General features: G+C 45.6%; 19 protein-coding genes. 5 read left to right on the top strand and 14 right to left on the bottom strand.

Features of this window, described 5'->3' with window-relative positions; all coding sequences use genetic code 11:
- The first annotated feature begins 89 nt into the window (after positions 1-89).
- Positions 90-2,315: a T9SS type A sorting domain-containing protein gene (locus tag WG943_RS04010; protein WP_340406875.1), complete on the top strand. Its 2,226-nt coding sequence runs from the start codon at positions 90-92 to the stop codon at positions 2,313-2,315.
- Positions 2,315-2,707: a hypothetical protein gene (locus WG943_RS04005; protein ID WP_340406873.1), complete on the top strand. Its 393-nt coding sequence runs from the start codon at positions 2,315-2,317 to the stop codon at positions 2,705-2,707. The genes WG943_RS04010 and WG943_RS04005 overlap by 1 nt, the downstream gene beginning before the upstream one ends.
- 73 nt (positions 2,708-2,780) lie before the next feature.
- On the opposite strand, the gene WG943_RS04000 is transcribed toward WG943_RS04005, so the two are convergent.
- The 10 genes from WG943_RS04000 to mfd form a co-directional block, all read right to left on the bottom strand.
- Complete coding sequence (locus tag WG943_RS04000; RefSeq protein WP_340406872.1) at positions 2,781-3,554, bottom strand: amidohydrolase; 774 nt, start codon at positions 3,552-3,554, stop codon at positions 2,781-2,783.
- Between the two features lie 52 nt (positions 3,555-3,606).
- The gene (locus tag WG943_RS03995) at positions 3,607-4,755 is read right to left on the bottom strand and encodes a pyridoxal phosphate-dependent aminotransferase (protein ID WP_340406871.1); all 1,149 of its coding nucleotides are present in this window, start codon (positions 4,753-4,755) and stop codon (positions 3,607-3,609) included.
- A 47-nt stretch (positions 4,756-4,802) separates the two neighbouring features.
- Complete coding sequence (locus WG943_RS03990; protein ID WP_340406870.1) at positions 4,803-5,390, bottom strand: uracil-DNA glycosylase family protein; 588 nt, start codon at positions 5,388-5,390, stop codon at positions 4,803-4,805.
- Between the two features lie 158 nt (positions 5,391-5,548).
- On the bottom strand, positions 5,549-6,049 hold the full coding sequence (locus tag WG943_RS03985) for a hypothetical protein (protein WP_340406869.1): 501 nt from the start codon (positions 6,047-6,049) through the stop codon (positions 5,549-5,551).
- Positions 6,050-6,241: 192 nt separating this feature from the next.
- Positions 6,242-7,063, bottom strand: coding sequence for a hypothetical protein (locus WG943_RS03980; protein ID WP_340406868.1), 822 nt, complete (start codon positions 7,061-7,063; stop codon positions 6,242-6,244).
- 239 nt (positions 7,064-7,302) lie between these two features.
- Positions 7,303-7,713: a response regulator gene (locus WG943_RS03975; protein ID WP_340406867.1), complete on the bottom strand. Its 411-nt coding sequence runs from the start codon at positions 7,711-7,713 to the stop codon at positions 7,303-7,305.
- A gap of 15 nt (positions 7,714-7,728) precedes the next feature.
- Positions 7,729-10,800 (bottom strand): PAS domain-containing protein, encoded by a 3,072-nt coding sequence (locus tag WG943_RS03970; protein ID WP_340406866.1) that lies wholly within the window; start codon positions 10,798-10,800, stop codon positions 7,729-7,731.
- A gap of 125 nt (positions 10,801-10,925) precedes the next feature.
- Positions 10,926-12,560 (bottom strand): PAS domain-containing protein, encoded by a 1,635-nt coding sequence (locus tag WG943_RS03965; protein ID WP_340406865.1) that lies wholly within the window; start codon positions 12,558-12,560, stop codon positions 10,926-10,928.
- 314 nt (positions 12,561-12,874) lie between these two features.
- Positions 12,875-13,288 carry a PAS domain-containing protein gene (locus WG943_RS03960; RefSeq protein ID WP_340406864.1) on the bottom strand — a complete coding sequence of 138 codons (414 nt, stop codon included), beginning with the start codon at positions 13,286-13,288 and terminating at the stop codon, positions 12,875-12,877.
- 34 nt (positions 13,289-13,322) lie between these two features.
- Entirely contained in the window at positions 13,323-16,694 is a 3,372-nt protein-coding gene (gene mfd / locus WG943_RS03955; protein ID WP_340406863.1) for a transcription-repair coupling factor, read from the bottom strand.
- A gap of 314 nt (positions 16,695-17,008) precedes the next feature.
- Here mfd and WG943_RS03950 point away from each other — a divergent pair, with 314 nt between their 5' ends.
- Both WG943_RS03950 and WG943_RS03945 read left to right on the top strand, forming a co-directional pair.
- Positions 17,009-18,640, top strand: coding sequence for a T9SS type A sorting domain-containing protein (locus WG943_RS03950; protein WP_340406862.1), 1,632 nt, complete (start codon positions 17,009-17,011; stop codon positions 18,638-18,640).
- A gap of 239 nt (positions 18,641-18,879) precedes the next feature.
- On the top strand, positions 18,880-19,341 hold the full coding sequence (locus WG943_RS03945; RefSeq protein WP_340406861.1) for a YybH family protein: 462 nt from the start codon (positions 18,880-18,882) through the stop codon (positions 19,339-19,341).
- A 74-nt stretch (positions 19,342-19,415) separates the two neighbouring features.
- Here the strand turns inward: WG943_RS03945 and WG943_RS03940 are convergent, their stop codons facing one another.
- The 4 genes from WG943_RS03940 to WG943_RS03925 all read right to left on the bottom strand — a co-directional run bounded on the left by WG943_RS03940 (position 19,416) and on the right by WG943_RS03925 (position 24,469).
- Complete coding sequence (locus WG943_RS03940; RefSeq protein WP_340406860.1) at positions 19,416-20,474, bottom strand: J domain-containing protein; 1,059 nt, start codon at positions 20,472-20,474, stop codon at positions 19,416-19,418.
- 228 nt (positions 20,475-20,702) lie between these two features.
- Positions 20,703-21,701, bottom strand: coding sequence for a GNAT family N-acetyltransferase (locus tag WG943_RS03935; RefSeq protein WP_340406859.1), 999 nt, complete (start codon positions 21,699-21,701; stop codon positions 20,703-20,705).
- Between the two features lie 385 nt (positions 21,702-22,086).
- Positions 22,087-23,019: a glutamate--tRNA ligase family protein gene (locus WG943_RS03930; protein WP_340406858.1), complete on the bottom strand. Its 933-nt coding sequence runs from the start codon at positions 23,017-23,019 to the stop codon at positions 22,087-22,089.
- A 79-nt stretch (positions 23,020-23,098) separates the two neighbouring features.
- Positions 23,099-24,469: a mechanosensitive ion channel family protein gene (locus tag WG943_RS03925; RefSeq protein WP_340406857.1), complete on the bottom strand. Its 1,371-nt coding sequence runs from the start codon at positions 24,467-24,469 to the stop codon at positions 23,099-23,101.
- A 196-nt stretch (positions 24,470-24,665) separates the two neighbouring features.
- Here WG943_RS03925 and WG943_RS03920 point away from each other — a divergent pair, with 196 nt between their 5' ends.
- A complete protein-coding gene (locus tag WG943_RS03920; RefSeq protein WP_340406856.1) occupies positions 24,666-25,193 on the top strand; it encodes a DUF2911 domain-containing protein in 528 nt (175 codons plus the stop codon).
- The last annotated feature ends 117 nt before the right edge of the window (positions 25,194-25,310 follow it).

Raw genomic sequence — 25,310 nt, 5'->3', positions numbered from 1 at the left:
ATACACTCAAATCAGCAAAGATAAATACAGCAAACAACTTCAGATGCATCCGGTTAAGATTATACTTGCCCTAGCACATTACCTGTACTATGAAATACCTATACGCCCTTTTTTTTCTTATACTTTCTGTGGTTCAAAGTATAGCTCAGGAGCCGGAGCCTCTACAGTTCAGGCAGCGCCTGGATGTGCCTGTTACCGTTAACGGCACGCAATTGCCCGCCCCTTGGAGCGGAGGCCTAAACACACCCCAATTCTCTACCATAGATCTTAACAAAGACGGACAGGAAGATCTGTTTATTTTTGACAGGCAGTTGCGCAAAGTTTATACATGGCTGGCAGTGCAGCAGAACGGACAGTGGAAGTATACTTATGCACCAGCGTATGAAGCTTTTTTCCCGACAGACTTAGACCATTGGGTGCTGCTGCGCGACTATAACTGTGATGGTTTAAAAGATATATTTACCAGCACACCGCTTGGTATCAGGGTATTTAAACAGGAGGAGGCACCCAACGGGCAACTAAAGTTTACCTTATCAGAGAGCGCTTTATACTACAACAGCAACCGCGTTAATATACAAACGCTGGCAGCCGATGTGCCTGCCATTACCGATATAGATGGAGACGGTGACTTGGATATTCTGGTGGCGGAGTTTTCGGCTGGCAGTACACTGGAGTTGTATCGTAATGTGCAGTCAGAACTAGGGCTAGCATGTGGCACCATGCAGTACGTGCAGCAATCAGATTGGTGGGGCCGCATAACAGAGTGTGAGGGTTGTAACAAGTTCTTGTTTAGCGCCTACTGCAGAGTAGCTGCGCCAATGCACTCTGGCCACAGTGGCTCTTCGATGCTGCTGCTGGACCTGGATGCCGATGGTGATAAAGACCTGGTAATGGGAGCTGTGCAATGCGATAACCTGGTAATGATGGAGAACGAAGGCAATGTGGGCAACGCTGTGATGAACAGTTTTACGACAAGTTTTCCGGCCGCTAAGCCTGCAGCTTTTTATGTGTATCCGGCTGCTTTTTACGAAGATGTTACTTTTGATGGAATACCGGATATGCTCGTAGCTCCGCAAATAACCGATGATATCTGGAACATGGATTTCCAGACGTCCACTTGGTTATACAAAAACAGCGGCGCAGCCAATAAGCCAACTTTCGATTTTGTGCAGGAAGACTTTCTGCAAAACCAGATGATAGATCTTGGCGAAGGGGCATTCCCCGCCTTTGCCGACCTTGATGGTGACGGCCTGCTAGATATGCTGGTAGGTAACCATGCTTCTTACAGTAACAACATCTACAGCGCCTCCATTAGCCACTATCGCAATACCGGTACGGCCACGGCACCCGCTTTCGAGTTAGTTACAAACGATTACCTAAGCCTGAAAAACCGCCAACTGTTCGCCATAAAGCCTGCCTTTGCCGATGTAAACGGAGACGGAGTTCAGGACCTTGTACTTACCTACAAAGAATTAAGAGCCGGCACCAACCGCATCAGTTACATACCTAACAAAGCTGCTGCCGGACAACCAGTTGCCTATACTTTTACCGATGTAAAGGCACTGCAAAGTATAACCGATGGCGCTAGCCCAGCCCTTGCCGATGTAGACGAGGATGGTGACCTGGACCTGTTGGTAGGTTTGAAAGATGGTAGTTTAGCGTTTTATCGTAATACCGGCACAATAGTCAATCCAGCTTACACATTAGAGAGCAATGCCATAGGGGGTATAGATTTTAACCTGATCCGGAGGGCACTGTACCCAACAGTAACAGATATAGACGGGGATGGAAATTTAGACCTGTTAACTGCTGATGACAGCGGAGTTACCCGTATTTACAGAAACTTTACTAATAGCCTAAATGGCACTTTTACAGCAGAAACACAAGTGTTGGAGCATGAGTCTACAGAGAAACTGCATGAAACACGTTTCGGGAAAGGCTTGAGTATAGCTGTGGCACCGTTAGGAGGAGATAATAAACTATACTTAGCAGTGGGTACGCAGGGCGGAGGTTTATACTTAATGGAGCAAACAGCAGGCAACATGGCAGTTACCCAAGATCCGGAGGCAGGGCTTACACTGGAAGTATATCCAAACCCAATAGATAAAACACAACGCTTAACTGTTTCTGTGAGGGCCTCTGAGCCGGTAACGCTTCAGGTGTACGATGCCATTGGCCGCAGTGTGTACCGTAGCCATAACACGCTTGGCAGGAATCATACCTTATCAATACAAAACCTGAAAGCTGGCATGTACATTATAAGGGCAACTTCACAAACCGGTGCGCATGCTTCCACAAAGCTGCTGGTACAGTAATGCAGGTATTCTTATATGTTAACTTAATAACTCCTGCTACTTACAGTCAGCCGCTCCTGCAAGAGATAAAAATATCTTTTCCTCAGGTTGCTGTACTGGATATGGATGCCCAGTCGGGGGAGTTGGTGCAGCACTATGCCCTGCAGTTGTTACAAGAAGCAGAACTGGCGATAGTATGTATTAAGGCTAATGAAAGTATAAATGACATTAGTGCGCTGATGCCACTGCTGGAGGAGCTGTTTCAGGATAAGCCGGGTAGGCTAGTTTTGTTACTTGGGCAGCATGCAAGGCTGCAGCGTATGTTTGCTGCAAGGCAAAGTATAAAGTATAAAGCAGTAGGCGAGGAGGAAGCAGTGGCAGAGGTGCAGTCGTTTTTTGTGTCAGTTAAATAATATCTCTGCATAAGTTATTTATAGTAACTGATAACACCTGCGGCAATCGTTTAGCCAGTGGTAGAAATTGCTCCTACAACAGGCTAAAAGCGTCTGCATCTAAATGCGCCGGAAAAGCTTCTCTAAAGTCGTCCAGTTCTTTTTTGCTTAGCATTATGGTGTGAATACCCTCTACTTCGCTTGTTTCCAAAAGGTGATAACCTTTCGGGTGAACGATAGCTGAGTTGCCGGAGTAGGGGTGGTTGTTGCCGTCGGTGCCTACCCTGTTCACACCAACTACATAAGCAAGGTTTTCGATAGCACGGGCCTGCAATAAAGTGCTCCAAGCATTGCTGCGCACTTTGGGCCAATTGGCTACGTATAGCAGCAGGTCGTAAGCGTTGTTGCTGTTGCGGCTCCACACCGGGAATCGCAGGTCGTAGCAAACCAAAGGGCAGATGTTCCAGCCGTTCAGGTTTACCACTAATTTCTCTTGCCCCGAAGTATAAGTATGGTGTTCCTTTGCCATCCGGAACAGATGCTTTTTATCATACTTTGCATAGCTACCGTCGGGGCGCACCCAGTACAAGCGGTTAAAGTATGCTTCACCTTCTTTCACCATCACGCTGCCTGTAACTACTGCTTTGTGCTGCTTTGCTTGCTGCTGCATCCAGGCTAACGTAGGGCCTTCGGCTTCCTCGGCCAATCCCTCCGCATTCATACTAAAGCCGGTGGTAAACATCTCAGGCAGTACAATTAAATCTGTAGCAGGTGCAGCCGCAGCCAGTTTTTCAGTAAACATGTTTCTGTTTGCCCCGGCATCTTGCCAATGCAGCTCAGTTTGTACAATCGTTACACGCAGGTCCATAGGGTAATTAATAATGGTGTGTTATGAATGAGACAACAGTACCGTTTTACAATTAAAGCATAGCTAACTTCTCGGCGGCTGCTTTTAAAGTTTCCTCACTTTTTGCGAAGCAGAAACGCAGGTACTTGTTATCGGTTTTATCGTGGTAGAAGGCTGATACTGGTATGGCGGCTACGCCTGTTTCCACTGTTAGGCGTTTGGCAAAATCCAGGTCATGCTCATCAGAGATGCTGCTATACTTTGCTAATTGGAAATAGGTGCCGGCAGCAGGTATTATCTCAAAGCGACTGCCTTTTAGCTGCTCACAAAAGAAGTCGCGTTTGGCTTGGTAAAAAGCCGGCAGTTCCTGGTAATGTGCCTCATTATCCATGAAATCGGCAATGGCCAGTTGCATTGGCGTAACGGTACAGAAGGTGATGAACTGGTGCATTTTACGCAATTCTGCTGTAAGAGGGGCAGGTGCAATTACATAGCCAACTTTCCAGCCGGTAGTATGGTAGGTTTTGCCAAACGAAGAAACTACAAAGCTACGCTCACGCAGACTTGGGTGCTGTAAGGCGCTGTAGTGCTGCTGCCCGTCGAACACCATGTGCTCGTATACTTCATCGCTTATCACCAATATATCGGTACCGTTGGTTATACTTGCCAGCGTATCTAGGTCTGCTTTGCTCATTACTGCTCCGGTGGGGTTATGCGGCGTATTAATGATAATGAGTTTAGTGCGCGACGAAATACGTTTCTTTACTAAATCCCAGTCTACACTAAAATCTGGCAAGGCAAGGGGTACAAAAATTGGGGCACCGCCACATAAACGGATAATCGGTACATAAGAGTCGTAGCAGGGCTCCAGCACAATTACTTCGTCGCCGGGTTTAACAACAGCTGTTATGGCAGCATTTAAGGCTTCGGTAGCACCAGATGTGACAGTAACTTCTGTGTCGGGGTTAGGGCGGTAGCCGTATACTTTTTCTGTTTTGATGCTGATTTTCTCGCGTAACTGAGGCATGCCCGGCATAGGAGCATACTGGTTAAAGCCTTCGTGCATGTACTTTGTTACCAGCTGCATCAGTGGCTCTGGGCAGTTAAAATCCGGAAAGCCCTGCGACAGGTTTATAGCTTTGTGCTCGTTTGCCAGGCCAGACATCACCGAAAAAATGCTGGTACCAATATCAGGAAGCTTACTGTTTGGATAGTTGATCATGTATCAAAATTGCTGGTGGTTAAGGGGTAGCTAAAATAGCCTATTTACTATATCTTAAACAAATCTTTTACGAGTGTTTGCAGCGCCGGCACTGCTTCTTGCTCAAACCATGGGTTGCGCCTCAGCCAAAAGTGGTTTAACGGCGATGGGTGAGGCATAGGCATATAGTGGGGTAAGTACTCATGCCAGCTGGCTACAGTTTCGGTTAAGTTGGCTTTGGCAGATTTCCCGAGAAAGTAATCTTGCGCATACTTGCCTATAGGCAGAGTGAGCTGGATATTGGGCAACTGCGCCAGCAGGTTCTGGTGCCAGTGCAGTGCGCATTCAGGGCGAGGAGGCAGGTCTCCGCTTTTGCCTTTGCCGGGGTAGCAGAAGCCCATCGGCACAATGGCTACCTGAGAGGCGTCATAAAATAACTCTATATTCATATCAAGCCACTGCCGCAGTCGCTTACCGCTTTGGTCGTTCCAGGGTATGCCGCTGGCGTGTACTTTAGTGCCCGGTGCCTGGCCAACAATAAGCAACTTTGCTGTAGTGCTGGCTGCCAATACGGGGCGAGGTCCCAAGGGCAGGTGCTCTTCGCAAATGCGGCAGCTTCTTATTTGTAGCAGTAGGTCTTCTAGTGCGCTGTTCATCTTTAGCAAAAGTATAAAATGTAAAGGCTGCAGCTTTAGTTAGATAAGTTAATAAAGTAGAGCTTGGGATTTATGCATCAAGAACCAGCAGCAAAAAAGGCCGGAGCGCAAGCTACGGCCTTTGTGGTAAAGTTTTTTGCGTTGTACCTAAACACTAACTAATACTCATTTTCATCATACTCGTTCCAGCGTGTGTCGCGTGGGTGTGGTCTTCTGCCATGCTCGTTACGGTTTTTCGGGTGTGGCATCATCTGTGAGTCGCCTTCGTTCCAGCGATCCTCAGCACGTTGGTTGCTTTGGTCAAAGTATACATCCCGTTGGCGCCAAACAGGTTCGCGGTGTTGCTCATATGCATTATGACGTGGGTCGTGCCAGTCTTCTTCTGGATGGCGGCCATAATTCTCCGGGTGATTTTCATCTCTCCAATGGCGCATATCCTGTGGGCGTGACATATCCTGCGGGTGTCTTATATCCTCCGGATGCCTCATCTCGTGCGAGTGCCTTCCCTGGTGGTTCAGATGTATCAAGGGCTCTGGTTCTCCCCAACGGCTCCTGAAATCCTGGAAGTGCTCTTCATGGTGTGGTGGGTGATGCCTTTCACGGTGATGGTGCATTTCTCTGTGATGTCTATGTCTGTTTTCGTTTTCGTTATGACGCATGATTTCTATGTTAGGTGAATCAATTTATACTTATGTGCCTGTTTCTTAAACTTACGCGCTCACAGTCAGTAGGTTTATAGAAGCATACCCTGCAGGGGTAAAAAAACAAAGCCGGCATGTAATGCCGGCTTTGCAATTCACTAACTAAAACTAATCTACTACCAAATCTACCTAATCTGCTCTTTATACGATCTAGCGGCGGTAACGTTTAGTTTCGTCGATATTATTGTAGTATTCGTCGGAGCCAGAGTCGGTTTCGTCGGCCCAACGGGGTCCGCCTTCGTAGCCTCTGTCGAAGCGGCGGTCGCGGTAATTCTCCGAACCGTAGCGTGTGCGCGAATCAAGGCGCTCAGCTTGGCTCTGTGGGTTGCGTGGCTGATAGTCAGGATCGTCAGAGTGCCAGATGTCGTTCCAGGTGTCTTTAACACGATCTACAAAACTGCGGTTATCGCGAGGGTATGGAGCTGTCTCGTTGCTATCCGGGGTATATCGTCCTTCTCTGTACCAGTTATGCGATCCGCTGCCGTAGCGGTAATCTGTTTGTTTATAACGGCTTCGGCTGTCGGGGCTGTCGCGCCACATATTGTTTGGATAGTCGTTCACATCAGAAGTATTGCCCTGCAGCGAGCCACCCGGTGTATGTGGCCTGCGCATATTGTGCATATCGCTGTGTTGGTAGCCCTGCCCGTGGTCTAAGTAAGATTGCTCGTTACGATAAGGACTATCAGATTTGCTTCCATAATGGTCGGATAGATGTGCATTGCGGTCTTGTGCGTAAGTCCTGTTGCGGTCATGGTGATAGCTTTCGCCATAACGCTTCTCTGTTGTGTCCTGGGCGCCGCGCTTGCTCGGCCCGGTATGGAAGTAGTTCCCCTCGTCCCATTGCTTATCGTTGTGGGAGCTGTTGCCCCGGTAGCCATAACGCTGTTGCTGTTGTTTATCTTGTTCGTATGGTTTACGTTCCATGCGCCAGTTTTCTTCTTCCTGGCCACGGTAGTTTTCTGAGTTTGCCATAGTTTTATGATTATTTCTAAGGTGTTACATAGATATACCCAACAATGTGCGGGTGTATCTATGTACGGTGTTGCCAGGGCTATTGTTGATTTGTGAGTGCATAGACATTTGTATACTGATCTTAAAGCATACCTATGCGAGCGAGGTGGTGGAGTAGGTGGTGTATGGTGTAAAAAGCAACAGCGGCACTCTGGTAGTAAGAGTGCCGCTGTTGTAAAGGATAAAAGCTTTTGATCAGCTTAAAAATATTCGTTCATGATGTCGCGTACGTCACCCTCTGTTAAGGGCTTTGAGTAATGTTGGCGCACATCCGGAAATTTTTTTAGTTTTTCAAGATCATAAAAGCTTGCAGATGAAGTTAACATAAGCATCACAATCCTGCTCTTGTCACTATTCTCCAGTTTTTGATATTCTTCTAAAAATTCAAAACCATCCATCACAGACATCTTGATATCCACAAAGATAAGGTCTGGCCTCGGATACTCGGGATCATCTGTAAAGGCTCTTCCAAGATACTGCAAAGCCTCTTCGCCGTTTGTTACCACCCGAATATCTTCTGCTACCTGCATCCTAGACAGTAGTCTGTGATTCAGGTAGTTAGTAGTTTCGTCGTCGTCGATCAGCAGAATAGTTTTAACTGATTTTGTCATGTTGCGTGCGTGTGGTTAGGCTGTTTTCTGTTTAAAGTATAAGTAAAAAGTAGTTCCTTCGTTCAGGTTACTTGTAATATTTATATGTCCTCCGTTATTGGTCAGTAGCCTGTTTACGATATATAAGCCAAGCCCAGAGCCGTTTACGTGATTGTGGAATCTTTTGAACATCTGATAAAGCTTATTTTGATGTTTATTCAGGTCCAGGCCAATTCCGTTATCTGTAATTTTTAGCTCCACAAAGTTATCTTTTATTTCGGAGCATAAATGTATAACAGGCTGCCTGTCGTTAGATTTATACTTTATGGCATTCGTGATAAGGTTGTAAAGTATACTTCTTAGCCCAGAGCGTGTAAAGTAAAGGCAGGGAGCCTTAGAGAAATCAGTTGTAATGATTGCCTGTGTGCCTTCTATGTGGTGCTGCAGATTAGCCAATACATTTTGAGTTATCTCATCAAGTGGCAGGCACTCCAGTTCTTTCTTCACTGATTTCTGAACTTTCACAACTTCGGAGAGCTCATTGATCGTGTTCTGCATTTGCTGCAGCGAGTTATTAAACATGCCGATCATTTTAGGTGCATCAGGATCTTTAAACTCGGCTACTTGGGTAAGCTCATGAAACAGCCCAACCATATTTACGATCGGAAGTTTAAGGTCATGGGAGGCTGTGTACACAAAGCTGTCCAGGTCCTGATTTGTGCGCTCCAGGGCGATGTTTTTCTCCAGCAATTCCTCTTCTGCTCTTTTATGATCCTCAATATCGGTGCAGGTGCCAAACCATTTAATTATTTCGCCGGCCTCATTGCGCATAGGTATGCCTTGGCCCAGGAACCAACGATAAACTCCAGTAGTACCATCTTTAATACGGTACTCAATTTCATAATAATCGCCAGTACGAACCGAGTATTTCCAACGCTCTATCGCCATTTCAGAGTCGTTTGGATGGAGCACTTTTAGCCAAGAGTCCTGTCCTATACTTTCTTCCAGAGAAAGTCCGGTATAAGCTATCCAGCGGCCATTAAAATAATCTGTAAAGCCATCAGGGGCTGCAGTCCAAACCATTTGCGGTATAGACTCAGATAAAAAGCGGAATTGCTTTTCGGACTTCTGTAACTGTTCGCGTAGCAGTACCTGGTCGTGAATATCGGTGGCAGTACCAAACCATTTAACAATTTCACCGGCCTCGTTGCGCATTGGCTCGGCGCGCAGCAGGAACCAACGGTAAGTTTTGGCAACAGTATCCTGAAAGCGAACCTGAAACTCCAGTTCCTCACCGGTGGCTACACAACTTAGCCAGGTGCTCATTAAGCTGTCAAACTCATCAGGGTGTATGGCCGGTGCCCAGCCAAAGCCAAGCGAGCTTTCGTCCATTTTAGTGTATTCAAACCAGCGGTGATTAGTATAATCGATATAACCGTCTGGGTTAGCACTCCAAACCATCTGAGGGATAGACTCAGTTAAGAAACGGAATTTCTTTTCGGAAGCCTCTACCTGCTCGCTTAGTACTTTTTGGTCGTGAATATCGGTGGCGGTGCCATACCAGGTTATAATATTGCCTGCAGCGTCGCGCATTGGTAAGGCTCTGGCCAAAAACCATCGGTAGTTTTCTGTGTACACATCACGTAGGCGTAGTTCCCGCTCATACATTTGGCCGGTGCGCATAGAATACAGCCAATCATCTACAGTAGGCTGTCGGTCGTCGGGGTGCAAAGAAGGGCCCCAGCCTAAACCTAATGTTTCCTCCTCTGTCATTTTGGTGTAATCGTACCATTGCTGGTTAAAGTAATCCACGTAGCCATCAGGCTTGCCGCTCCATACTATATGCGGAATAGAGTCAGCAAGCATTTTAAAGCGCTCTTTGCTGCTCTCTATTGCCGCCATCATCTGTTTTTGCTCTTCTATATCGGTATGAGACCCAACCCACATAATAATCTGCCCCTCGCTATCGCGCATTGGCAAGGCTCTGGCCAGAAACCATTTATACTTTCCGTTTTTACCTTTCCAGCGGTTTTCGACTACAAACTCTTCGCCTGTGCTAACGGATATATTCCAAAGTCTCGTCGTCTCTTCTGCATCATCGGGGTGTATAAATTTCCCCCAACCCCGCGCTTTCATCTCCTCAAAATTAGAGTCTGTAAAATCGTACCATTGCTGGCTATAATAATTCACGGCACCATTTGGTGTTGCAGTCCAAATCATTAGCGGCAACGACTCCAGCAATTGGCTTGTATAGTTGGTTTGTTCCTGCAGTTTTTGCTCTATCTGTAGCTTTTCCGTCATGTCAAGCATGGCACCAACCATCCGAACAGCGTTATGCTGGCTATCCCTTATTACATAGCCACGGTCCAGAATAAATTTATAGTTGCCATCTGCGCAGCGAAAGCGGTAAGTTGACTGCCATTCGTCTTCGGAGTTGTTTAAGATATGCTGGTGTATAGAGTCGGATACAACCTTTAGATCATCAGGGTGAATTCTGTTTTTCCAAGAGCTTATATCAGGCTCTACTTTTGCCAAGTCATAGCCATACAGTCTTGAGAACCCATCGTTCCACCACAGCATATCGGTTTTCAGATTCCAATCCCAAATTACATCGTTAGTTGCCTTAGCTATTCGCTCAAATCGTTCGGTGCTTTCCTCTAATTCCAGGCTGTGGCCCTGCTGCTCATTTGCATCTTTTGCTTGCAGTACTTGCAGTATGATATAAGCTATTTCACTGTCTTCATCCAGTATAGGTGTCGTTATCAGCGACCAGTGCTTCTGTTCTGCTCCGCCACCTACAGATGATGGTACATTTATACTTAACCCTAAGTAGTTTATTGTATGTGCTTGCTTGTGAGCCAGCACATAGTTTAAAGATTGCTGCAGAACCGGATGAATGTTTGTTTCGGCAGAGCCTGGGGTAGCAGGAAGAATTTCTGCTAGATGTTTTCCCTCTGCTTGAGCAGGTAAAAGGTGTAAGACTTCTGCGAATGCGTTGTTTATAGTTATAACGTGTAAGTCAGGAGACAACACTGTATAACAACCAGGCAGTGCAGTAAAAATAGTTTTAAAATCAGGAGCTGGTGTAATATAATTTAATGTCGACATGTCGAGTTGAATAATACCTTACTATAAGCTATAGACTGGCATAGAGATTTTAGTAACATTAATTGGGGTAAATTGTTACAAGATGATCATAAATAAGTTAGGATAGAAGCAGAATATAAAGTTAGCTAGCTGATTTTCTGGTTTAACGCTGCTGCCAGCTTTTTGGCTTTACGTTTTTCCTGTATAAGCTCCGTAACTTCAACAGCAGATATAAGAACACCCTCTACCTGGCTATATTGATCAAAGATGGGTTGGTATTTTAAGTTAAAGTATGCTTCTTCAGGTTTGCCGTCTTGATAGCGGTCGTATAATAATTTTTGTGCATCCAAGTGAGTCACCTCTCCTTGTGTATAAGTTAGATTGAGTAGGTCCAGAAATTTGGTTTGCTCTAACTCTGGCCATAATTCATGTGCAGGCTTGCCTATATAAGGGCGTGCGCCATACATGCGATATACCCCAGGCGATACATAACGACACACATGCTTCGGGCCTTCTAGTAAACAAAGATGTGCGGGCGAAAACTGTAGCATACTTTCCAGCTGTTGCTCTTTAAGGCGTAAGCTGCTGCCAAAGTTTTGTCTTTGATCATCAATGTCGGTACAGGTGGTTACCCATAACGTTAGGTTGCCGTTGCTATCATGCATGGGCATACCTCGTTTCAGGAAATAACGGTAATTGCCGGTTATATAATCACGTATGCGGTACTCTACCTCAAACATATTACCCGATGATATGGCTTTATGCCATGCAGTTAGCACTTCTGCTGTATCCTCAGGGTGGATAACGCTGGTCCAGCCATCGGTCTGGCCTTTCGGCATGCCGGTATAGCTGTACCAATTATCATTAAAGTATAGTACTTTACCTTTAGGATCTGCCAATCCTGCCATATGGGGCAGGTTCTCGAGCAGTTGCCTAAAGCGGGTGTCGCTTTCTTTAAGGCTTTCTTCAGTGCGTTTACTTAGCGATAAGTCTATAATAGTGCCAAATGTTCTTAACGGCTTATTGTTGCTGTCGTAAACATAATATCCCTGGTCTAGTACGTGCACATAAGTACCATCAGCCTTTTTTAGCCTGTATTCGCCTGTCCAGATTTTTTGGCCTTGTTTGGTGGCTTGGGTTATACTTTGCTGAACGGCTTTAAAGTCGTCGGGGTGCACCAGTTTGTCCCATGATACTCCTGTCAACTCTAGCTCCTCGGGTGCATAACCAAATACATGAAACAGGTTTTTGTCCCAGCTTAGTTGGTCATTTACTATATCGTATTCCCAGCTAACCGTAGGAAGAGCATTGTCGAGCATATTCAGACGCTCTTCGTTCTTTTTATGGATCTGCTCCTGCTGCACTTTTTCTGTTATATCTTCCGTTTCGTGCAGGATATACAAAAGTTCTCCACTGTAATCCAAAATTGGTGTGTTAGTGGTTGTCCAGTACTTCTCTTCAAAACCACCACCGGCTGCTGCAGGAACTGGCACATCAAAACGCGCAGAAGGCATTGTGTGTGGCTCTTTATGTTCTTTTGCGTGCCGAAGCGAGACGCGAAGCTCTTGTCTGGTCGTGTTGTTCAGGTCATTGTCATCAGCAGGATAGGCATCAAAAATATATTTGCCGATAGCCTCTTCAACACTTAGGTTTATTAAACTGGCGTACTTCTTAGTGATATCCAGGATAATATAATCAGGAGATAGCAGCAAGTATAATCCTGGTAATGCACGAAAAACAAGAGTAAGATCCGGGGAAAGTTTATTTTCTGCTATGTGCATGGTGCGGCTAGACTTAGAGCTATAAATTTGAGTAGTAAATTAATAAAAAAAATGAATATGGTGCTAGATATTATATTGTTTTAGAGATTGGTTTAACTACGTTGATATTATGTTTCTAAAGTATAGATAAAGGTGGCAGGTATGGTATACTTTTGCACGTGTGCTGAGGAAGGTAGCTTATAGCATCATAAGAAGGCTATAAGAATTAATTAAACTGATGTAGATACTTGCTAATATGCAAAGTTTTGATGCGTTATTTAATCATAAGCCTAGAGGGATGTGCTTGCCTGATGTTACAACCTGATTGCAGCTAGTTACGGTTCTTCTGACTGCTTTTCCTCATCTATATCGGTATAAGTTCCAACCCAAATAACAACCTTTCCATTTTCATCACGGAGGGGCATGGCTTGCTCCAGGAACCACTTATAAGAGCCATCTGCACCGTTTCGGAGGCGGCACTCCACATGGTAGTCGCCTGCCTGGAGTGATTTATTCCAGGACTCTATTACATGGAATGAGTCTTCGGGGTGTACTATTTTAAGCCAGCCATTAGTGGAGCCGGGAGGCATGCAAGTATATGCATACCACCCTTTGTTAAAGTATAAAATCTTCCCGCTGGGGCTGCCTGTCCATGCCATTTGCGGTAATGAATCCATAAAATCCATCAGGCATTCGTCGCCCTTTAGAAGAGCTTTTTTAGCCAGATTATATATAGATTCATCTGTCATCCTGTAGGTTTGAGTTCAGTACTACGAGCTCATATTAAGCCGGGTTGAGCTCTTTCACGCCAAAGCCCTCGAACACCTCTTTGGCATCGGCTATACTTTGAATATCCTCCACGATTACGATTAGTTTATCCTTGGCTTCTTTCAGGCGTGAGCGGCGCGAGTGTTGCTGCACATACTTTAAGATATTGCCAAACGTATCGGACTGGAAATACTTGTCGTTGTTCTCGCTTGGCAGGTAGCCTTTCATTACCTCTTTTTTAATGGTGAGCTTCTCAAAACCTAACTGCTGTGCCTGCCACCTTAGCTTCACAATCTCCACGAGCTGCTGCACCTGCTCCGGCATAGGACCAAAACGGTCTACTATACTTGCACAGATCTTGTCCAGCTCGTCCATACTCTTTACACTGTCGAGTTTGCTGTAAAGGTTCAAGCGTTCAGAGATGTTGCTCACGTAGCTCTCCGGTATCAGCACCTCCATGTCTGTCTCGATGTTACAGTCGCGCACCGGCTCTATGAACTCAGCCAGGTTATCTCCCAGGAATAATTCTCTGAACTCAGTCTCCTTTAATTCTTTAACTGCATCATCAAGTATCTGGTGGTACATTTCAAAACCAAGGTCTGTAATAAAGCCGCTTTGCTCGCCACCCAGCAGGTTGCCCGCCCCGCGAATATCCAAGTCGCGCATAGCAATCTTAAAGCCCTCGCCCAGGTCAGAGAATTCTTCCAAAGTACTCAGTCGTTTACGGGCATCCGAAGGCAAACCAGCCACCGGCGGGGTAAGCAGGTAGCAGTACGCTTTTTTGTTTGATCTGCCCACACGGCCACGCATCTGGTGCAGGTCTGATAAGCCAAACATATGCGCGCGGTTGATGATGATGGTGTTTGCGTTCTCGATATCCAGACCAGACTCAATAATGTTCGTTGATACCAGCACATCATATTCGCCGTTCACGAACTTCATCATGCGCTTCTCCAGCTTCTCAGGCTCCATCTGGCCGTGGGCGAAAGTTACTTTGGCATCGGGTACATGGCGCAGAATCATATCGGCGATTTCTTCTATATCCTTAATGCGGTTATGCACAAAGAATACCTGGCCGCCGCGCTTCATCTCGTTTACCACGGCATCGCGTATCAGCCCCTCATCAAACACATGCAACTCCGTTTTTACAGGCTGGCGGTTTGGCGGAGGCGTCGCGATCACGCTCAGGTCACGGGCACCCATTAGCGAGAAGTGCAGCGTGCGCGGAATAGGCGTGGCGGTCAGCGTCAGGGTATCCACGTTCACGCGCATCTCCTTCAGCTTATCCTTTGTCTTAACACCGAACTTCTGCTCCTCGTCTATCACCAGCAAGCCCAGGTCCTTAAACTTCACATCCTTGCTCACGATGCGGTGCGTACCAATGAGAATGTCCACTTTGCCCTCGGCCACACGTTTCAGCGTATCTTTCGTGTCCTTGGCTGTTTTAAAGCGGTTGATGTAGTCTACAGTTATCGGAAACTGCTCCAGTCTGTCGCGGAACGTGCGGAAGTGCTGCATAGCCAGAATAGTTGTTGGCACCAGCACGGCCACTTGTTTGCCATCACAGGCTGCCTTAAAGGCGGCACGAATGGCAATCTCCGTTTTACCGAAACCTACGTCGCCACATACTAGGCGGTCCATTGGGTGTGGTTGCTCCATATCGGCCTTCACATCCTCCGTAGATTTTGCCTGGTCCGGCGTGTCTTCATAGATAAACGATGACTCCAACTCTGCTTGTAGGAAGCCATCTTTGGTGTAGGCATAGCCTGGTGCGGCTTTGCGTTTGGCGTACAGGCTGATGAGCTCGTGAGCAATATCCTTTACCTTGCTCTTTGCCTTCTTCTTTTTGTTCTCCCACTCCGGCGAGCCCAGCTTACTCATACTTGGCGGCCCGCCTTCCTTGCCGCTATACTTGCTTATTTTGTGCAGCGAGTGGATGCTGACGTAGAGCAAATCATCGTCGCGGTAAACCAGTCGAATAGCCTCTTGTAGGCGGCCGCCTACTTCTACTTTCTCCAGTCCGGCAAAGCGGCCAATGCCGTAGTCTACGTGCGTAATATAGTCGCCTGGCTGCAGCGAACGCAGCTCCTTCAGCGTCATGGCCTTCGACTTGGAGTGCCCGGTTTTAGCCTTGTGCTGGTAGAAGCGATCAAACAGCTGATGATCGGTGTAGCAGGTGATCTTTAACGTATGATCGATGAAGCCCTCGCTCAGGGAGACGGGCAGATGCTGGAAACGCACATCATGGTCCAGCTCATCGAAAATCATAGTAAGGCGGTTGATCTGGCGAGGCGAGTCGGTGGCAATGACATTCACAAAGCCAGCGCCCTGCTGCTCGTGCAGGTTTTTCACCAGCCTGTTAAAATCCTTGTTAAACGACGGTTGTGGCTTGACCTGCAGCTGCAGCACTTCGGCATTTTTGAAGTGGAAGCGCTTGCCCATCTCCACCACGTTAAAATTATCTAACAGCTTTTTAAACTGCTTCTGCGTCTGGAACAGTTGCTCCGGGTCCGATACGATCTGGGTGCCGCCGCTGCCGGCCATCAGCTTCTCAAAGTTATGCGAAGCCTTAACAAAGTATTCCTCTATCACATCCAGTGTCAGGCGCACGTCCTTAAACCAAATGTTAGTGTTTTTAGGCAAAAAGTCGAGGAATGCCTCACGCGTTTCCTGCAGCAGCTTCGTCTGCACGTTGGGTATAATGGAGATAGCCTTCTTCGTCTCCACCGATAGCTGAGTGTCCGGATCGAAAGTTCTTATACTTTCAATCTCATCACCAAACAACTCGATGCGGTAGGGCAGGTCGTTAGCGTACGAGAACACATCCACAATGCCACCTCGCACAGCATACTGGCCCGCTTCATAAACGAACTCGGTGCGCTCGAAGCCATATTCCGTCAGCATCTCGCTCAGAAAATTCACATCCAGCTTAGCGCCTACTTTGGCGCCCAGCGTGTTCTCCACCAGCGACTTTTTATTAATCACCTTCTCCGTCAGCGCCTCTGGGTAGGTCACGATCAGCTCGCCTTTTTCCGTTTTGCTGTTGAGGCGGTTGAGTACCTCTGCCCGCATAAGTATGTTGGCATTCTCGGTATCATCAAAACTATAGGGGCGCTTATAAGAGGTCGGGAAAAGCAGGATCTCCTTCTGGTCGCCAAGCAGGTTTTTGAGGTCGGTATAAAAATAAGCAGCTTCCTCTTTGTCGTGTAGCACAAAGAGTTGGTGCTGCGGATTCAAAGTATAAACCGCCGAAGCCATGACGGCATCCAGGCTGCCTGCCATGCCTTTCAATTGCAAGCGATAAGGTTCTTTGGCTTTTAAAAGCTCGGCAACGGTTTGCACCACGCTGTCGAGGCGGTACAGTTCTAAAAAGTCAGTTACTTTCATTTAGGTCTATTACAAAACAAGAAAGGCAGAACACAGGACTTTTATCAAGTCGTGTTCTGCTATGTCTTCTTTACAAAGATACTACAAGTTAATGGTTTATTAGAACAGCGTGGAGGAGGAGAAGGTTGCGAAGTATCTTAGACAATTATCTTTAAAAGTTGGCTGATCAAGCCTGAGTGAAAGGTATAATTTATTCAAACCTGATTGGGTGTGATCTTGAAACGCTGTACTTTCGCACACACCTAATAGGATGATTATCATGAATTGTATTCATGATAATCACTGCATTAACTAATTTGTAAGAACAACAATAAATGAAAACAACAATAAAGTTTTTTCTAGTAAAAATCTTTCTCTGCCTAATAAGCTTTGCACAGGCACAAACACCTGTAAGTAAAATTTGGGATAAGCGTTATGGCGGGAGTTTTAGTGATGGCATCAACTCAATAGTTACAATGGGTGATGGGGGATTTATATTAGGAGGATATTCTACATCATTTGCAGGCGGTGACAAGACTGAAAATACACGTGGCACCACAGATTACTGGATTATAAAAATTAGTTCTGATGGGACAAAGTATTGGGATAAGACCTTTGGAGGTAGCGAAGCTGACGGATTAATAACTGTAGCAGTAACTACAGACGGAGGTTACATTCTTGGGGGGACATCTCGCTCTGGCATCAGTGGCGACAAGACAGCAGAACCTCGTGGAGGACGTGATTACTGGATTGTAAAAGTTGATGCGGAGGGTAACAAACTATGGGATAAAGCTTTTGGAGGAAGTGGAGAAGACTGGTTCACATCACTAATTGTGACATCAGATGGAGGGTATTTATTAGCTGGCTATTCATTTTCGGGGGCCAATGGTGACAAGGCAGAGGCTAACCGAGGCCAAGGCGACTATTGGGTTGTAAAATTAAATGCAGATGGAGCAAAAGTTTGGGATAAGACTTATGGAGGTAGTGGGAACGACAATCTTATTGCTATAAAGCAAACACCAGATGGGAACTATATCTTAGCTGGTCGGTCTGAATCTAATGTAGATAATGATAAGTTAGAGCCATCAAGGGGTAAGGCTGATTTTTGGATTTTAAAGATCGATGCTGAAGGCTCTAAAATCTGGGAAAAGGTTTACGGAGGAGAAGGGAATGATAATTTATCAGCCTTATTGCCAACACCGGATGGTGGTTTTCTGTTAGGAGGAAATTCTGACTCTAACATTAGTGGAGAAAAAACTGAAGAAGTTCGAGGAGAGCGCGATTACTGGCTAGTGAAGATTGATTCTAATGGAAGTAAAATATGGGACAAATCTTTTGGGGGTAGTGGAGATGATGCCATGCATTCGCTATTAGAAACTCCTGATGGAGGTTATTTACTTGGAGGAACTTCTACATCTAATGTAGGAAATGAGAAATCTGAAAATTCTAAAGGAGGTATAGACTTTTGGGTTGTAAAGCTTAATTACGATGGGGAAAAATCTTGGGATAGCACTGTCGGCGGTACTGGCGATGATAATTTATATTCCATGGTCTCAGCATCAGAAGGTACTTACTTATTAGGAGGAAACTCAACTTCAGGATTAGGTAGAGATAAATCTGAAGATTTGAGGGGTGGCAATGACTTTTGGATTGTAAAGATCAAAGAGAATGTATTACTAGGTTTAGGAGCTGCTTTTAATTTATCTGATTTAAAAGTAAAGGTGTATCCAAATCCGAGCCGTGGTGAGTTAAAATTTATTGTACACGATCAAATAACAGACGCTAATACTATATCTTATACTTTATACAATAGCCTTGGTCATCAGGTACTACAAAAGGAAACAACAACGGCGCAAGCGAGGACAGGGATAACAGTATCTACCGCAGGACTAGCTAGTGGAGTATATCATTTACAGATAGTGATGGGTAAACAAGTTGTAACCAAGAAGCTGGTTCTTCAGAATTAGCTTTTCGGTTCATCTATATTTCGTTATTTTGGACTTGTAACTTGAGGGTATTAACTGGGTGGCTCTGAACCCGAACATATGCATATACTTTTAATAGCAGACTGCTATTTCCAGAGTATAAAAGTGGAGGTATAGGAAAACCAACAAGTATAAGCATCAATCTACACTTCACCTGTGATAAGTATAGATTAATCTGCATATTTGCTACACAGAACCCATACTTTATACTTAAGCACAAAATGAAACTATACACCTGCATCAGCTGCTGCGCTATATTAGCGGCGGCACTCCTATTTACAAGCTGCAACTCCTCTGAAACCGCTGTGCAAGAAGAACCAAAAGCAGACTTCACGCAAGTTATCCCAACATTAGAAGCAATTACAGCCGACTGGAACAATGGCGACTTAGATGAGTTTATCACTGTTTATGACAGCGCCGCCACGTTTATGCTGCCGAAAGGCCCAATCGGAGTGAATGAGATGAAAGGGTACTACCAGGAGGCTTTTACCGAGACTGGCACGCCTACCTCTACCTTAAGTTTCGACAGTTTAGAGATGCGCCCACTGGGTAACAGCCATGCATTGGTAACGGGACGTTATATCCTTACAAACCAAGACTCGACGGAGCAAAGCGGCCGCTATACGTTAGTGTTTGAGCACTCTGCTAAAGGCTGGAAAATACTCCACGATCATTCGAACTAAAAATACAGCAGCGGCTACTCCACCAGGCACTCGCAGGTTTTGTAAACGCTGCGAGGTCTTTTGGGCTACTGGCCTTACTTTAGCAACACCTTAATCATTTGCGGGTCTTGCAGGGTACGTAGGTTTTGCTTTAGCTGCTCCAGTTCTTGGTTCAAGTTCTCTTTTGCTGATTTGAACTTCTGATCCATTTGCTTGGTCGTGCCGCAAAAGCGTGTGTAAAAGCCTGCGTTAGGGCCGGATGAGTACTCCTGAAGTTCTGCCTTCAGCTCCTCTACCTGGTCAGATAATATTTGAACGTAGTACTGCAGTTGCTCGTTGGGCATGGTGCTTAGTGCCTGGCCCTGCTCCTGCATAAACTCCATCTGCAGGCGCAGCAGCTCAAAGAAGTCGTCGTGATGGTAGGCTTGGGTAACGCGTTTCATCGCTTCCTCTTTCCAGGTGCGTTTGGTCTCGTCAAGTTCTTTGTCGGGGTGCAGTTGCTTGGCTAGTTCAGTATATACGCGGCGACTGGCTTTGCTGATGTTGCTGAGCTCTGCTTTAGCCTGGGCTTCTTTGGCTAGCTGCGCTTTGGTTTTGCGACTTTTCTGGCGGCTCTGTTTTTCACGTTCCCGTTGTTCCTGCTCCCAATCCAACTCTGCTTGTATGCGCTCAAAATCATCCAGGTCGTCAAAAGCATCCTCTAAAGTTGGCTCTTCATCAGTACCAATTTCATCTTGCTCCTCAGCGCTAAAAACACTACGTTCTGCGTAAGTAAAATCAGCATACTTGTCGTGTAGTGCTATCATATCTTCACGCTCATAATTCGAGATTAGATCGAAGGTGATGTTTTCTATGAAAGCTGCTAGTTTCTCTTTTTCACGGTAACTGAAAATAGGGAGCGGGTAAGCTTCGTCCAACAGGTTTGCTAATTCTACGCGTCTCTCTAGTTGCTGCTCAATAATTGGCCGCAACTCTTTTTCGATACGTTTCTGAGCCTGGTTTATACTTTTGCGCCGGGTGGCTAGTTCCTGCTTCAGCTGTTCTATCTGCTCCGTTTTTCGGTTAAATTCTTGCTGTAGTTTGCTCAGCTGCTTTTTATCCGGAGCGGTAATTTGGGGCGTGAGTTGGCGAGCAGGTTTGTTGGACTGAGACATTTAATAAAAGTATAAACAGGTGTCGATGTTACGAAAGTATGAGATGTTGGTCTATACATTAATCTTTGCCTACCAAAAGCTTGCAAGAAAACTATCATATTAACACCACCTTACGCTCCCCGGTCTGCTGGAGCTACATGGCATTGTGTAATTTGCCTTATTACACTATTGTAGATCGTAACTAATAATAGTGCAGTGCAGATTGGAAGGTTGTTTTAAATCCGGGTGTTACTGATCTTTACTAACAGGTACAAAGAAACGATAGGTTCTGAATCTTATTTCCTTTAAAAACTTAACTGGTGCGGGAAGCCTGTTTAGAGAAATAGATAGAAAAGGAGTTTTCTCAGAACCAAAGCTTCGATAAAAAGAGGCTACCCTGTTAATCTCCGGAGACTCAAAGTCAAAAACCAGCTCTTGGTTTGAGTAGTGCTTCAGCATGTAATCTACAATAAAAGACATAGCTCCGGCCTGTTTGCCTTTGGGTGTAGAGGAGTTAAAAAAGTATATCAGTTTCTTGTTGTGGCAAAGTAAAAGAACCACACCTAAGATCTCTTCATCTTCATCAACCACTTCATACATAGTAGTTAAGTTTCGTGCAGAAGCGGCTTTGTATAACTCCTTCAGGAGCCTGTACTCATACTCGTAGCCAATTATGCCATAAATTTTAGGGGCAACAGTTTCGTGGAAAATCTTAATCTGTAGGTCCAGGTTATTGCTGGGCCTTACTGATAAGTTGTTTTGTTTAGATGCTTGATTTACCCTCCATTTCCGGTCTTTTCTGTAAGCAGAAAAAATGTTGTCGTAATCTGAGTTAAGGCTTACATGGTAAGTATTGAAAACTTTGCATTCAAACCCAGGTAGTCCTTTTGCTAGTATCTCTGTGTTTCCGGTATTAAATTCGTACCGGGATATAAGCCAGAATTTACTTCTTATAATTTCCGAAATTTCTTTCCATTCCAGCTCTGTTAATGGTGTTTTGTAAAACACGCCTAACTGCTGCGCAAAAAGCGGCTGACGGATATATTTAATTCCAAATTTCTTGAAAACAGGGAGCGGCATAACTGCTGCATACTCTCCGCCGGGAGCTTCCTTAACTATACCATGCCAGTTCGGACAAATAACATCCAAGTACCATGAATAACCATACACTATGGCATTGGGAGCACTATCTATGCATTGGTCCCATTTCTGAAAGTCGATCTCAGAATGAGTTAAATATTTAAGCATATAGCAAAGGAAGCCTTCTCTTAGATTTAAAACTGTAAGAACAAATATAGCGCTTCCGAATGAAAGAAGGGTGATGGGCCGGTTAAGGAAGTAGAATAAAGTTATTGATTACTATTTGGCTCCCAGTTAGGTGTATGCTTTACTAAAACAAAAAGTCTGAAGTTAGAGCATACTTTAGCTCAGCCTGATATCAGCAGGCTGCGACATCTCGTTTAGAAATTTGTGGGACCAACTATAGCCAATAGCTCAGTATATACAGAAAAGTTAAAGCAAATAGTATAACCAGATTCCGGTAAAGCTTTAGGCTGAATTAAAGTATAAGCATACACTTTTGTTCAGCGTTAATGCCGATGTGAAAGGCCTGTAAAAGTATACTTTTGCTTAACTATACTTTGGAAATATGATGTGGCAGGTTTTCTAGTTTGAAGCTCTTCAAAAAACTTGCTGCATCGGTTATGCATTCATCTTCCCAACCTAAGGTAGTGGCTATCTTTTGCCAGAGATCTTTAGTTTTGAGCCCGGCTTGGCGCATTTCGTTTATGGAAAGTGCATCATCAGACTTGGATAGTTTGTTGCCTTCGCTGGTAAGAATGATAGGGTGATGCACAAACTGTGCATTAGTAAAAGCTGTTGCGCCAACTTGTTCTGCTAAAAATAACTGCGCAGCCGTAGACAGCATCAGGTCTTCGCCACGCACAACCAGGTTGATGCCCGTTTGCAGATCATCGCAGAGCGAAACAATCTGGTAAGAAGGTATTCTGTCTTTTCTGCGGACTACGAAATCAGGCATTTCCAGAGCTAATGCCACGGCGCAGTTTCCGAGCAACTGGTCGCGGAAGCCAATTACTGTATCATCCGGAATTCGAACTCTCCATGCTGCTTCTGGAGCCTCTAAGGGTAGTTGCACATCACGGCAGGTACGCGGATAGAGGCCTTCTGGTGATACTGCTGCAATCTGGCTGCGGGAACAGGGGCAGGCATACACCCTATTTTTTTCTGCCAATAGGTTTAGCAAATCTTCGTATTGCGGTAGCCGCAGGTGCTGGGAGTAATGCTGTTCAAATTCTAAAGGCGTGCGCGGACCTTCATCGTAGTCTATGCCCATAAAATCCAGCGTATCAAAAATGTCCTGCAGGTACTCAGGCCGGAAACGGGTATTGTCAATGTCATCTATCCGAAGCACTACCGTACCCTGACTTTTACGAGCCAGTGCCCAGGTAATGGCAAAAGACATTGCGTTGCCTAAATGAAGGTAACCGCTTGGGGTAGGTGCAATGCGTGTTTTAACGGTGGCAGACGTGGTAGCAGTTAGTTGCACGGGTTAATTGCTGTTGCTGTATGGTTGCTAAGTTTATACTTGATAGATGTAGCAATATACAGATTTTAGAAATTAGTTTTTATGCCTCCTCTCTGCCGCTGTTTCCGGTAAACCTTGCCTCTACAGGCACGCCATCTGGGTCTATAAACTGCACCTGCTGCCTCGGATAAACAGGAATAATTTTTTCGAGGTATTCAGGTTTGTTTACTTCTTTGGTAATGCGCAAGGTTAGTTCGCTTTTCCATTTTCGGCGTTCTCTTGCACCCACCAGGTAGCGGATGGTAATGTTGGTCCAGGAGTCTTCCAGCGAAATAAATACCTGCGGCTTGTCGGCCACATTTTCACCTAGGCCGGCACGCTTTAACAGTTTTGCATACTCTCTTGCCGGTGCTACCATGTAGTTGCCCAGTAACTCCTCCGCCACGTTTCCCAACACCTCTATACACAGCGATACATCCGACTCGTTGGCAACCGCTATGGCCAGCTCGTCCCACACATAAGGGAAGTCGCGGGTAAGGTTAATTACAGTGCCAGTTAGGATCTCGTTGTTAGGGAAAGTAACCAGGCGGCCAGTGGGTTGCTCGGCATACACAAAGCCTGGTTGGTAAGGTGCGCCAATTTCCCAAACGGTAGTAGTCAGGAAGTCGATACGGTATACATCACCGAACACATCACCCACGCGAATGCGATCACCAACACGATAGTATCCCTGAAAAGAATTTAACAGCCAACCGGTAAAGCTCTCGATAGGCGTTTGTAAAGACCAGGATAAAGCTAAACCTATCAAACCCAATGAGCCTATCAGGGCACGAATATCACCGGCTACGATACTTATAGCCACACCAACTGCCAACAGCCATATTGCAATAGAAATCAGCGAGATAATGGCACTAGACTTTTGCCACCGGCCCAATATTTTCTGAAGCACAACCTTTAGCAGCCGCACCAGCAACCAGGCTAATAGCAATGTTCCTAAGGCGATCAGTATTTTGGGCAGGTTGTACAAAAAGCTGTTCCAGAGGCTTTGTATAGAACTGATTGCTTCACCGGCAGCCTCTTTACCTGAATCTATGGCGGAAGCGGTAGTATCTGCTGCAACTGGTACTACTGCTTCTGTAACAGTGTCCTGTACCTCTGTCTGCAGGGTATCGTCTTGTGCCAGAGTGGCTTCGTTAGGGGTAAACAGTAGCATAATAAAGCCTGTAATGGCCACTGTCAGAATAGAAGCCTGCTTAAAGTTGCGGAGGCGGTTCTGAGCTCCTTTCACAGCACCCTCTCCTGATAATCTGCGCCGCCTGCGTGTTCTGCTAAAATTGGATCTTTGTGCTCTGTTGGCAGCAGCAGTTTGGCGTTGCGGATAACGTGGCGTGCTGGTTCGTGTGCCAACTGGTACTTTGGCTCTTGCGGTTTGTGGGGTTCTGCTTTGTTTTCTGTTTCTGTAGGCAGGCATAGGTGTTTCAGCTTATGGTCAGATAGCATCTGGTTTTCACCTATACGAGACTTGCGATTACGGATGTTGAGTTTGTTGTTGCTGCTGCCTTAGGATTAAGCTAAATCGAATAATATAAATTGTTGTTCTTACGTTACTTGCGTAGTTATACTTTTTGTGAATAAAGTAGTAACTTTCACTAAACAAAACTATTACTATGAAGAACACTAGAAATCTTAACTCGCTGGCTATGCTGCTTATGGCCATATTCTTTTCGGCAACTGTCTGGGCTCAGGATGCTAAGCCAAAAGCCAGCCCGGCCGCTACGGCAAACGGTAAAGTAGGCAACGCTAACGTTACTGTAAACTACAGCAGCCCATCGGTTAAAGGGCGTACTGTTTGGGGCGAGTTGGTGCCTTACGGAAAAGTATGGCGATCTGGCGCAAACGAGGCCACCACTGTTACGTTCGATAAAAGTGTGATGGTAGAGGGCAAACCACTGGCAGCTGGTACTTATAGCTTTTACACCATTCCGGGAGAAGATACCTGGACAGTTATCTTTAACAACACTGCCAAACAATGGGGCACACAGTACGACGAAAAGCAGGATGCCCTTCGTGCAGAGGTAACTCCTCGTAAAGCGAAAAGCATGAATGAGCGCCTGAAATACGATGTGACAAAAGAAGGCCTGGTGCTGAGCTGGGAAAATATGGAAGTGCCAGTTAAAATTACGGCAAGCAAGTAAATCTGGCAAAATAATGATATAAAAGCGGCAGTTGCTCCTGAGCAGCTGCCGCTTTTTTTATGGGATAAAGTTTAAAAAGTATAGGCATTTTTATATATTGAAGATTAATGGCTTTTT

Origin of the sequence: Pontibacter sp. H249, from assembly GCF_037892465.1 — a bacterium.
Taxonomy (GTDB): Bacteria; Bacteroidota; Bacteroidia; order Cytophagales; family Hymenobacteraceae; genus Pontibacter.
Note: the sequence above shows the minus strand (reverse complement) of the source record. Positions and strands in the feature narration are given on the sequence as shown.